Source organism: Polynucleobacter sp. MWH-UH35A, from assembly GCF_018687075.1.
Classification (GTDB): domain Bacteria; phylum Pseudomonadota; class Gammaproteobacteria; order Burkholderiales; family Burkholderiaceae; genus Polynucleobacter.
Genome location: NZ_CP061285.1, coordinates 1,579,092 through 1,590,536 on the forward strand (window position 1 = coordinate 1,579,092; position 11,445 = coordinate 1,590,536).

General features: G+C 45.7%; 12 protein-coding genes and 1 tRNA gene. 4 read left to right on the forward strand and 9 right to left on the reverse strand.

Translation table 11 applies throughout. The features are described from left to right. Positions 1 to 419: 419 nt before the first annotated feature. From ICV36_RS08280 to ICV36_RS08290, 3 genes are all read right to left on the reverse strand, one after another. Positions 420 to 1,382 (reverse strand): DUF6803 family protein, encoded by a 963-nt coding sequence (locus tag ICV36_RS08280; RefSeq protein ID WP_215400232.1) that lies wholly within the window; start codon positions 1,380 to 1,382, stop codon positions 420 to 422. Positions 1,383 to 1,452: 70 nt separating this feature from the next. Beyond that, on the reverse strand, positions 1,453 to 1,851 hold the full coding sequence (locus ICV36_RS08285; RefSeq protein WP_215400233.1) for a hypothetical protein: 399 nt from the start codon (positions 1,849 to 1,851) through the stop codon (positions 1,453 to 1,455). A 16-nt stretch (positions 1,852 to 1,867) separates the two neighbouring features. Further along, positions 1,868 to 2,146, reverse strand: a complete 279-nt coding sequence (locus tag ICV36_RS08290; protein ID WP_215400234.1) for a heavy-metal-associated domain-containing protein — start codon at positions 2,144 to 2,146, stop codon at positions 1,868 to 1,870. Between the two features lie 65 nt (positions 2,147 to 2,211). Between ICV36_RS08290 and ICV36_RS08295 the strand changes: the two genes are divergently transcribed. Then, entirely contained in the window at positions 2,212 to 2,826 is a 615-nt protein-coding gene (locus ICV36_RS08295; protein WP_215400235.1) for a Crp/Fnr family transcriptional regulator, read from the forward strand. Positions 2,827 to 2,952: 126 nt separating this feature from the next. Here the strand turns inward: ICV36_RS08295 and ICV36_RS08300 are convergent. Then, positions 2,953 to 3,029 (reverse strand) — tRNA-Ile (locus tag ICV36_RS08300). A gap of 112 nt (positions 3,030 to 3,141) precedes the next feature. Between ICV36_RS08300 and ICV36_RS08305 the strand changes: the two genes are divergently transcribed. Continuing rightward, positions 3,142 to 3,372 carry an AbrB/MazE/SpoVT family DNA-binding domain-containing protein gene (locus tag ICV36_RS08305; protein ID WP_215400236.1) on the forward strand — a complete coding sequence of 77 codons (231 nt, stop codon included), beginning with the start codon at positions 3,142 to 3,144 and terminating at the stop codon, positions 3,370 to 3,372. Further along, the gene (locus ICV36_RS08310) at positions 3,362 to 3,766 is read left to right on the forward strand and encodes a PIN domain-containing protein (RefSeq protein WP_215400237.1); all 405 of its coding nucleotides are present in this window, start codon (positions 3,362 to 3,364) and stop codon (positions 3,764 to 3,766) included. Before ICV36_RS08305 ends, ICV36_RS08310 begins: the two co-directional genes overlap by 11 nt. Positions 3,767 to 3,792: 26 nt before the next feature. Here the strand turns inward: ICV36_RS08310 and rpoD are convergent, their stop codons facing one another. The 4 genes from rpoD to rpsU form a co-directional block, all read right to left on the reverse strand. Further along, positions 3,793 to 6,369 (reverse strand): RNA polymerase sigma factor RpoD, encoded by a 2,577-nt coding sequence (rpoD, locus tag ICV36_RS08315; protein ID WP_215400238.1) that lies wholly within the window; start codon positions 6,367 to 6,369, stop codon positions 3,793 to 3,795. 243 nt (positions 6,370 to 6,612) lie between these two features. After that, positions 6,613 to 8,580, reverse strand: a complete 1,968-nt coding sequence (gene dnaG, locus ICV36_RS08320) for a DNA primase (RefSeq protein WP_215400239.1) — start codon at positions 8,578 to 8,580, stop codon at positions 6,613 to 6,615. A 36-nt stretch (positions 8,581 to 8,616) separates the two neighbouring features. Then, positions 8,617 to 9,063: a GatB/YqeY domain-containing protein gene (locus tag ICV36_RS08325; RefSeq protein WP_215400240.1), complete on the reverse strand. Its 447-nt coding sequence runs from the start codon at positions 9,061 to 9,063 to the stop codon at positions 8,617 to 8,619. 130 nt (positions 9,064 to 9,193) lie between these two features. Further along, on the reverse strand, positions 9,194 to 9,406 hold the full coding sequence (gene rpsU / locus ICV36_RS08330; protein ID WP_011903537.1) for a 30S ribosomal protein S21: 213 nt from the start codon (positions 9,404 to 9,406) through the stop codon (positions 9,194 to 9,196). A 77-nt stretch (positions 9,407 to 9,483) separates the two neighbouring features. Here rpsU and tsaD point away from each other — a divergent pair, with 77 nt between their 5' ends. Continuing rightward, positions 9,484 to 10,557 carry a tRNA (adenosine(37)-N6)-threonylcarbamoyltransferase complex transferase subunit TsaD gene (gene tsaD, locus ICV36_RS08335; protein ID WP_215400241.1) on the forward strand — a complete coding sequence of 358 codons (1,074 nt, stop codon included), beginning with the start codon at positions 9,484 to 9,486 and terminating at the stop codon, positions 10,555 to 10,557. Positions 10,558 to 10,597: 40 nt separating this feature from the next. On the opposite strand, the gene folE2 is transcribed toward tsaD, so the two are convergent. Beyond that, positions 10,598 to 11,425, reverse strand: coding sequence for a GTP cyclohydrolase FolE2 (folE2, locus tag ICV36_RS08340; protein ID WP_215400242.1), 828 nt, complete (start codon positions 11,423 to 11,425; stop codon positions 10,598 to 10,600). Between the last annotated feature and the right edge of the window lie 20 nt (positions 11,426 to 11,445).

Below are 11,445 nucleotides of genomic sequence, written 5' to 3' on the forward strand. Positions count from 1 at the left end.
TACATATAAGCAGAGTGAACTTACTTATATGCAACCCATTGGTAATAAACCATGACACTTTTAAATGCTTTAGGTTTACTACCCTTAAGTCCTCTGCTCTAACCAACTGAGCTATAGGCCCTAAAACTTGTTTTTACTACTAACTACTTAACTTCAAAAACCACATAAAACCGCTAAACACTACACACCATGAAAAATGCCCTGGTGTGTAGTGAATTTAAACCACCTTTTTCACCACTAACCCCTTGAAATCACTGAGGTCTTTACTGCTAGACCCCTAGGGCTTCTTTCTTATGAGAGCAGAAGGCCAGGATAGAACTCCATAAACAGGGGGTCTACAGTTGGTCAGTATTGGTGCGTAGTGAAATGCGTAGCGAGGTTTAGTGGAGATAGGCGTTACTTAAAGTAATGCCAATAAACTATTTCAACCTATACCCTGCATGACAAGCAACGCAAGCTTGAGTAGTATTTCCCAAGGCGATTAATGCTGGCTTAAGGTCGCCAGTAGCAGCAGTATTTTGGACTTCAATAGCAAACTTACTAGCATTGCGATGCATGGTTGATCCAATTTCCTGCATTCCTTTAGGCATGAACTTAGAGTTCTCATAAGCTCCATGCAATTTCAGTGCATTCATGCCTAAGCGATCCTCCGCTAGTTGAGCCGCCTTGTCATACTGACTTTTTCCCATTGCTTCTTGTATCTTTGAAATCGTCAATAAGTGATCACGCATATTTGTCAAAATATGCTCTCTCATTGGAGCAGGAAATTCTACGGCAATACGATTATCTTGCATGGATATGCCAGATTGCATCATGTGCATCTGATGCATCTGCGCCATATCCACATCAACGGCTTGCGATCCTTGCAAAGACTTACCACTTTGCTCGCCATGCATTTGATGTGCATTTTCGCCTTTGTATCCCAAGATACTTGGGTCAACCATACCGGCAATCATAGCGATATGACCAAAGACCAGAAACAAGGCTACGCAGATTGCATGGATTTTGAGCTTGCCCATTTGGTCTAATGCTCTATTAACTAAACCAAACTCTTGCAGGGAAATCCAAATGAGCGGCAAACCTGCAATGACATAACTACCTACTGCAATCGGATCAATCACTGTCCTCCATTGACCTGCTTTAGTAATGGGAATGACAGCATTAGTCATGATGTAATAAATGATGCCAACAAAATACACACCAACAGCAATACCAGTAAAGCGATTGAGGTAATAGACCGCGCCATCAAACTTACGAGTAAAAAGTAGATACAACTCGGTGATCGCTAAAGTCTCAGCCAAGATCACAGGAATTGCCATAAAGATGATTAAGTTCCGGGGCTGATTAACAGCCAATAACTCCATGTAGTGAGTCATATTCATTGCTATCTCCTATTGCCTTAATACACAAAACTACCCGAAGGTGGAGTTGTACTTATCATTTTAAAGCTCGTTATCCGCAATTTTTGCCAGGCATCATCTGAGGACCATGTCCTGCCGGCAAGGTAATTCCTTTTACTTTTGCCCGTTTTTCCATCTCAGCATGTGTTGTGGTCATAATGGCTTGACGCTCTTCCCATGACTTTGCATCAGCCATCTTATCCATCATTGCTAAACGCTCTGCTGGAGTCATGAGCTGTTGCATTATCTTCATAGGCGAGTTGGGGCCCGTTATCTGACCTTGCATCATTTTTCCGCGCATCATCCCTGGACCCATGCCATTACTCATCGGACCTTGTCCCATCATCCCCATTGGTCCATTGCCGCCCATTGGACCTTGTTGAGCATGAACTATCGCAACTAAACCCAATGCGAGGGTAGCGCCAATCACCACTTTATTAATCATCTTCATCTCATCACTCCCTCAATTAATGACAACAGCAACTTTGACCGCCACAACCGTCGCCTTTTGCCCGCTCTTTTGAGGCAACATCTGCCGAATCAATTGTTGATGGATAACCATCCGCCTCCAAGGCGGCCAACAGAGAACTTGCACCACTTGGAAAATCTCCGCTAACGCTAGCCGTACCCGCAGATAAATCTACAACTACCTTTTGCACACCGGCAACTGCACTCAGCGACTTTTCTACATGCTTAACGCATGAGCCACAACTCATTCCCGTTACTTTCAAATGGATTGCTTCCACGACACCCTCCTTTGTAAAAGTTCATTATTGGGCTGCTCCATAAAAAGACGTATGATTCTGATCATATGGAACTGTATATTCCTCAAACCCTCAAAGAGCTATTACCAGATGTACTTTTAAGTCAATGCAAAGCACGCCCCTTTGCCAAGGGTGAGTACCTTTTTCATCTAGGAAAAGCTCCTGAATACATGTTTTTTATTGTGTCTGGGGAGGCTGTGCTGAGAAGATCCAACTCTCAAGGAGAGTCAACCGTCCTGCAACGATGCAAAGGGGGCTTTCTCAGTGAAGCCAGCTTGCTAACGGATGTATATCACTGTGATGCAATTGCCACCCATGCTGGTACTGCTATTACTATGCCAATCAAATCTTTTAGAAGCTCCCTCGAAGATGGGCAATTTTCCCTAAAGTGGATCAGGCTCTTAAGCAGAGAAATCATGCGACTACGAACCCAATCAGAAAGACTTGGGCTAAAAGATGTCAAAAGTAAATTGATTCATCTCATTGAGACCAATGGAAAGCACGGAACTCTGGTGCTGGAATCTGATTACAAGTCTCTTGCAGCAGAACTTGGAATTACGCATGAAGCGCTTTACCGCGCTATTTCCAAGATGGAGGCAGAGGGCTTGATTGAGAAACAGGCAAATTCATTAAAGCTCATCAAAAGACTGCTTAAATCTTGAATTTATATATTCTGAGCCTTATTCCATCTTGCAAAAACAATACAAAAATAAATCGGTGGAATTTGGTAGTCGGTACCCAATAGCACAATCAAATAAAAAGCCACTCCGAAGAGTGGCTTTTGTTTCTGGTGGGCCCACCAGGACTTGAACCTGGGACCAAAGGATTATGAGTCCTCTGCTCTAACCAACTGAGCTATGGGCCCTATGTCTTCATTGTAATTGAAGGGTCAACAACCCCTTACCTAATGGGTGGAATTCATTTACACTCCAATTAGATATACATTATTATATGTATATCTAAAGGAGCCATTGATCATGATCGTTTCCAAATGGGGCAATAGCCTGGCTATTCGACTGCCTTCCCAAGTAGTGGATTATTTAAAACTTAAAGAAGGTGATGATATTGAGGTTCACGTCGCCGATAAAAAACATTTTCAAATTAAGAAGAAACCATCCCTGCAAGAGAGGATTGAAGGTCTGAGAAAATTCCGCGGACGCATGCCCGCTGATTTTCACTTTGATAGATCCGAATTAAATGAACGCTAAGAAAATATTTTTTGATACAAATACCCTACTTTATCTGCTGTCCTCCGATAACAAAAAAGCAGATTGGGTCAGCAAAAATCTTCAGCATCACAATGTAATTAGCGTTCAAGTGCTCAATGAATTTACTTCAGCAAGCCTTAGAAAAATAAAAATATCTAACAGTGAGTTAGATGAGTTTTTAGATCTATTTACATCGACATTTCACGTAAGATCTCTAGATATAGATACCTTTGAGACTGGACTTATGGTTTCCAGAAGATACGGATACCAACACTATGATTCGATGATTATTGCTGCTGCACTCCAAGCAGGTTGCGAGAGACTTTACTCAGAAGATATGCAGCATCGACAAATTATTGATAAGAGACTTCAAATCGTGAACCCTTTTGCATAAAGGGCTCACGATCTTGAGCGCGAAGATCAATCCTCTTCGAGGAAGGTCTTGAGTTTGTCGCTACGGCTTGGATGACGCATCTTGCGCAGAGCTTTAGCTTCAATCTGACGAATACGCTCACGCGTGACGTCAAACTGCTTGCCAACTTCTTCGAGGGTGTGGTCAGTACTCATCTCAACACCAAAGCGCATACGCAATACTTTAGCTTCACGTGGCGTCAATGAATCTAGAACGTCTTTCACAACATCGCGCATAGAGTCATGCAATGCCGCTTCAGCTGGAGCCAAGGTATTTCCATCCTCGATAAAGTCGCCTAAATGAGAGTCTTCATCGTCACCAATTGGTGTCTCCATGGAGATAGGCTCTTTAGCAATCTTCATGATCTTGCGAATCTTGTCTTCTGGGATCTCCATCTTCAGCGCCAAGGTTGCAGCATCTGGTTCATGGCCAGTTTCTTGCAAAATTTGACGGCTGATACGGTTCATCTTGTTGATCGTCTCAATCATATGCACAGGGATACGGATCGTACGCGCTTGGTCAGCAATAGAGCGGGTAATCGCCTGACGAATCCACCATGTTGCATAGGTTGAAAACTTATAACCACGACGGTATTCAAACTTATCCACCGCTTTCATCAAACCGATATTGCCCTCTTGAATCAAATCTAAGAACTGCAAACCGCGGTTAGTGTATTTCTTAGCAATCGAGATCACCAAACGTAAGTTGGCTACAGTCATCTCACGTTTCGCTTCACGCGCACGCTTCTCGCCCGCGATCATCTGCTTGTTTACTTCTTTTAGCTCTGGAAGTGGAATAACGACATTCTTCTGAATATCGATCAACTTCTGCTGCAGTTCTTGAATAGCTGGAACGTTACGCTGCAAGAGTGCACTGTATGGCTTGTTCTCTTTGAGCAACTTCTCAGTCCAAGTCAAATTCATGGACATCTTAGGGAAGTCTTTTAATACTTCACCACGGTTTACGCCAACCTTGTCTACTAACAAGCTCACAATACCGCGCTCGAGTTTCCAAACTTGATCTACTTGTGAACGCATGGTGTCGCATAACTTCTCAACACTCTTCGCTGTTAAACGGAAGCCGAGCAATTCTGCGCGAATCGCATCTTGAGCCTTCACATAGGCTGGGCAGTTATAACCATCTTTGTCGAATGCACGGCGCATCTTGTCTGCTTGTGTGCGAACGATCGCAAACTTCTCCAAAGAGATCTGTTTCAACTCTTCTAATTGCTTAGCGTTTGCTGTTGCAGCACCACCACCGCCACCGCCGCCTTCATCTTCACCATCCTCTTCGCCTTCTTCAGCATCAGGATCAACCTCTGGCTCTTCAGGTCCAAGCTTAATGTCTTCTGCATTTGGATCAACCAAACCATCTACAAACTGGTCGATCTCCATCTCACCACTAGCGATCTTATCGACGTTCGCCAAAATCTCAGCAATCGTGACAGGACATGCAGCTAAAGCCATTACCATGTCTTTCAGACCAGCTTCAATCTTCTTCGCAATCACGATCTCGCCTTCGCGAGTCAGCAAATCCACAGTACCCATCTCACGCATATACATACGTACTGGGTCAGTTGTACGACCGAATTCTGAATCAACTGTAGATAAAGCAGCTTCCGCCTCTTCCTCAGCCTCTTCCTCAGACGCAGCAGCTGAAGCATTGTCAGACAGAATCAATGTTTCAGCGTCAGGAGCTTGTTCATAAACAGTAATGCCGATGTCGTTGAGCAAGCTAATTAAAGTCTCCAATGCATCCGCATCAGATAATTCATCAGACATCACGTCATTCATCTCGCCATGGGTTAAGTAACCCTTGGACATACCCATCTTGATCAAAGTCTTCAAGCGTGCACGACGTAACTCTTGTTGCTCTTCAGTGCCTAACTGTTGTGCTGCGAATTCTTTTAAGAGCGCCTTCTCTTTAGCTTTACGCTCACGCGCTTTTTGACGATCAGTCAAAACTGGCTCTGCGCCCTCTGCAGGAGCATCCGCCTTAGCTTTGCGGCCACGCTTTTTCTCTTCCTCAACTACAGGAACTTCAAGTTCAGCAACTTTAGATTTCTTGCCCTTGGCTTCTTTAGCTTCCTTAACTTCTTTAATTGTTTCCGCCTTAGGTGCAGGCGCAGCCTTGCCTTTTTTAACTGGCTCAACTTTGACTTCTGCTTTTGCAGCTTTTGCTGGAACTTTTGCAACTGGCTTAGCAGGTGCTTTTGCTACGGGCTTCGCAGCAACTTTTACTGGCTTAACTGGTGTTTTTGTTTTAGCTGCTGGTTTTGCAGCAGCCTTCACAGGTTTAGCTGGAGCCTTAGCAACTACCTTTGATTTTGGAGCTGGTTTTGCTGGAGCTTTAGCTTTCGGCGCTGGTTTTGCAGCAGCCTTCACAGGTTTAGCTGGAGCCTTAGCAACTACCTTTGCTTTTGGAGCTGGTTTTGCTGGAGCTTTAGCTTTCGGCGCTGGCTTTGCAGCAGCCTTTACTGGTTTAGCTGGAGTTTTTGCTTTAGCTGCAGGTTTTGCGGCCGCCTTCACTGGTTTAGCTGGAGCCTTAGCTTTTGGAGCTGGTTTTTTGGTCTTGGTATTTGGCATTTATTAGCGCTTACTCACATTACTGTTGTTGATATCGACTGATTAAACACAGCCCCGTAGTAATTCATTTACTTTTTTACCCACTTACCCCAAATTTCATCAAAATAAAGCGCAAGTGGCTGAATTAAATCGGTTTTTTCTTGGGAACAGAGGATTATAGTCGATTGCGACTTTTTTTACCCCCTTCTTACTTAAAAATATGGGGTAATTTCAGGGGATTTCTAGGGGTGTTTAAAGAAATTCTCAAGAGAATTTCAACTTTTCACCCAATTCCCGATAACGGGCTTTGTCTTGCTCAGAAGCACTGCCTCCGGAGATCTTTTGGGCAATTTCGGTCATTTCTTGCTTGAGATGGATTAATTCGAGCTTTTTGAACGCCCCATCTAGGTCAGCAGTCACACCCTCCAGGTCCAAATCAGAGCCCATTACTCGATTCCTTAGGACTTCATACAAAGGCGCCAACTTGCTGCGAGAGAGTTGATCTTGAAACATCGCAAAAGCCCCGGCACCTGCCATCGCTGGTTTATTGCCCTCTCCAGGAATCAATTCAACCAAATCACATTGCGACAAAAGGTCTTGCATCAATGCATGGGCTTTTACAGATCTTTGTTCTGCTGCCTTCAATGCAAGTGCACGTTTACTAGGATCTAGAGCTTTTCCTAAATGCGGAAACTGAATAAGGACGCGCAACATTTGTTCCGCCAAATCCGTTGGCGCCTTGGGAGGCTCGATACTTTGAGTGGCAACTCGTTTTAACGAACCCTTTGAAGCCTGCCAAGGAGCGCCCTGACGATTGCCGCTCCCTGAAAAATTATTCTGATTATTTTGAATGCCTGGAGCACCTTGAGCTCTTGCTTGCATCGGCGAATACGAAGTTTGCCTTACAGGGGCTGGCGCTACTGTTAACCCACAAAATGCTTCAAGCTCTGCTGGGGTTGTATTGGTACGAATTGCCAACTCACGCAAGATTTGTGTTCGCAATGCAATGGGGGGCATCGATAGCAAAAGCGGCTTGGCTGCATGATGGGTATGGGCGCGACCCTCTGGAGTAGTCTGCTCATGACCTTCGCTGACAACCTTAAAGAAGAAGCTAGAAAGAGGCATGGCTTCTTTCACGGCTTTCTCAAATGCAGGCGCACCATAAGCACGCACATAGCTATCAGGGTCATGCTCCGTTGGTAAAAATAAGAAACGAATCTCTTTATCGTCAGACGCCAATGGCAAACAAGCTTCGAGTGCACGTTGTGCCGCACGTTGTCCAGCAGCGTCACCATCGAATGAGAACACTACTTTGTCAGTTTGGCGCAAGAGCATGCGCACATGGTTTGCTGTACAAGCCGTTCCTAGAGTTGCAACCGCATTCGGAAATCCCAATTGCGCCAAGGCAACGACATCCATATAACCTTCACACACTAAGACATATTCTTGTGCTCGAATCGCTTGTCTTGCTTCAAACAAACCGTAGAGCGTATTTCCTTTTGAGAAGAGCGGCGTCTCCGGTGAATTTAAATACTTTGGCTCGCCTTGATCCAGAATACGTCCACCAAAGCCTATGGTTTGACCCTTGGGGTTGCGAATCGGGAACATGATGCGATCACGGAAACGGTCATAGCGCTTTACATTTGTACCTTCCGCCTGCTCACCCTGAATCAGCAAACCGCCTTCCACCAATGTCTTTGCAATTTCTTCATTGGAATAGCTTCCAAACACGGCTTCCAAACCCTGCCAGCCATCAGGCGCATATCCCAAGGCATAACGCTTGGCGATTTCCCCAGTAAGACCGCGGCCTTTTAAATACCCAACTGCCCTGGTGCTGACCTTGAGTTGCTGACGATACCAATCCGCTGCCGTACTCATCACCTCACTCAATGCCATAGCTTGCTGCTGTCTTGCTACATCATGAGCAGTGCGCTCTTCACGAGGTACATCTAGACCAACAGAACGCGCTAAATCTTCAATCGCATCTACATATCCAAGACCAGAATATTCCATCAAGAAACTAATGGCAGATCCGTGCGCTCCACAGCCAAAGCAGTGATAAAACTGTTTAGTAGGCGATACCGAGAAGGATGGGGATTTCTCTGAATGAAAGGGGCACAAACCTTGATAGTTCGCGCCTGCTTTCTTTAGCTTTACGTGCTGCCCAACCACATCAACGATATCAACCCGATTTAAAAGATCGGCAATGAAGGATTGTGGGATGAGTGCCATAAGGCGATTATGAAACGATTTCTCTTATAGAGATGCTTATTTGGCGAGTGCGGCTTTTACCAAACCAGAGACTTTGCCCATATCCGCTTTGCCAGCCAATTGACCTTTGAGTACGCCAATCACTTTGCCCATATCCTGTGGGCCAGCTGCACCAGTAGAAGCAACGGCGGCAGCCACTGCAGCCTCTACTTCAGCATCGGATAACTGCGCAGGTAAATAAGTTTGCAAAATCACCATCTCAGAAGCTTCTACAGCCACCAAGTCATCGCGCCCAGCTTTTTCAAACTGAGAGATGGAATCTTTGCGCTGCTTAATCATCTTCTCAACCGTAGCAATGACACCAGCGTCATCCACGACGATGCGCTCATCCACTTCGCGTTGCTTGATAGCTGCCAACAAAAGACGGATAGTTCCTAAGCGCTCAGTTTCTTTTGCGCGCATAGCGTTTTTCATATCTTCGGTAATTTGATCTTTTAGACTCATGGCTTTATTCCTGGTGTTAATGACATCAAGCTGTATAGCTTTTGTGTAGTAATTCAAAAAGCAAAAACCCGCTGCGTTTCACCGTCAGCGGGTTTCAAAGCTTCTCGGTGAAGAGAGCTTTTAAATTCTATTAGTAAAGCTTCTTAGGCAACATTTGGCTGCGAATACGCTTGTAATGGCGCTTAGCAGCTGCAGCCTTTTTACGCTTACGCTCAGCCGTTGGCTTCTCGTAGAACTCGCGTGCACGCAAGTCTGTCAAAAGGCCATTCTTTTCAATGGTGCGCTTGAAACGGCGCAATGCCACTTCAAATGGTTCGTTTTCGCGAAGGCGGACTGTAGTCATACTTATTTAACTCGTATATGCTCGATAGATATCGAAAAATTAACTGAATTGCGATTCTAGCACGACCAAGCCAAAAAATGATTGTTTTAGGAATAGAAACTTCTTGTGACGAGACCGGGGTGGCTTTATACAACACCGCGCCTTGGGAAGAAGGTACACCAGCCTCCCAGGGCATACTGGGCCAGGGCTTACACTCCCAAATCGCCATGCACAGGGACTATGGGGGCGTTGTCCCAGAATTAGCCTCTCGCGACCACATTCGACGTGTTTTACCCCTTTTGGATCAATCTTTGGCCCAATCTGGCCTCCAATTGGCCGATATTGATGCGGTTGCCTTCACCCAAGGCCCTGGACTGGCTGGCGCCCTCCTTGTGGGCAGCGCTTTTGCCAAATCCTTGGCCCAAGGCCTGAACTTGCCTTCGATTGGGGTGCACCACCTTGAGGGACACCTTCTTTCCCCGCTTTTGGGCCAAACCGCCCCCCAATTCCCATTTATTGCCCTTCTGGTATCCGGAGGACATACCCAACTCATGAAGGTTTCCGGAATTGGGCAATACGAACTACTGGGCGAATCGCTGGATGACGCAGCAGGAGAGGCGTTTGATAAGACGGCCAAATTGCTCGGATTGGACTATCCGGGCGGCGCTGCGATTTCTAAATTAGCAGAACAGGGGCGTCCAGGGATTTTTGATTTACCAAAACCCATGCTGCACTCAGGAGATTTGGATTTCTCTTTCTCAGGATTAAAAACGGCCGTTCTCAATCAAATGAAAAAATTTGAAGAGAAAAAAATTGCCGATGCTGTACAGATAGCGCAATGTCATGCGGATCTTGCCAGAGGTTTTGTTGATGCCATCGTGACCGTGCTTGTCAGTAAATCTGAAAAAGCCCTAAAGCAAAGCGGCTGCAAACATTTGGTGCTTGCCGGCGGTGTCGGTGCCAACCTGCAATTACGTGCCGCACTCAATGAAAAAGCCAACCGCAATGGTTTTGCAGTGCATTACCCGCCACTTGAGCTATGCACAGACAATGGCGTAATGATTGCTTTTGCTGGAGCGCTTCGCTTGCTCGAAAAAAATAATGGCTCCACACATTCTGGAGCCTTTGATGTCAAACCCCGCTGGGATTTACAAAGCAATAATCTAAAATAAATTGACTGCTTATTAAAAGATGTTGGTTATTTGATGATGACTACTTCTTGTGGCTAATCCTAGCGAAGGCGCTGTGATTATGAATAGACTCGAAATTCTCTGCCTCAACCACAAAAGACTGGATACGCTGATCTGCCTTGAGGTTACCGGCAACATCCCGCACTAAATCTTCCACAAACTTAGGGTTGCTGTATGAATGCTCGGTTACCCACTTTTCATCAGGGCGCTTAAGCAATCCCCACAATTCGCTAGAGGCTTCGCTTTCAGCGGCGGCTACCAAATCTTCCACAGTCATCTGCGTTCTGGAATCCAAGGTCACAGTCATCGTGACATGTGAGCGTTGGTTGTGAGCGCCAAACTCAGAAATCTCTTTTGAGCATGGGCACAAACTCATTACTGGAACTTGTGCGCGCAAACCCAATTCAACATCGGAACCGCCGGCTGCATTTTGCTTAGCACTAGCCATCCAAGTCACTTCGTAATCCATCAAGCTTTCCACACCAGAAACCGGCGCCGCTTTTTTAACAAAGTGCGTATAAGTAAATTGCACATGGCCTTCGTTGGCATCCAGCAAAGGCAACATCTCCCGCACTAGTGCTACAACGGTAGCGCTATCGACAGCCTCATCCTGCTTCTGCAAAAGCGCCATGAAGCGGGACATATGCGTACCCTTCACATGCGCAGGCAAAGCCACATCCATTTCAAATGTGCCTACAGATGGAAAGTTGCCAGTCTTGCTACGAATCGTCAACGGATGACGCACACCACGAATACCTACCTGCTCAATTGGCAAAGCGCGTTCATCCCGTGTGGATTGCACATCAGGCATAGCGCTTGGCTTGAGAAAAGCGGGATTCATATCATTCATAGCTCTATTTTCAGGCAAAA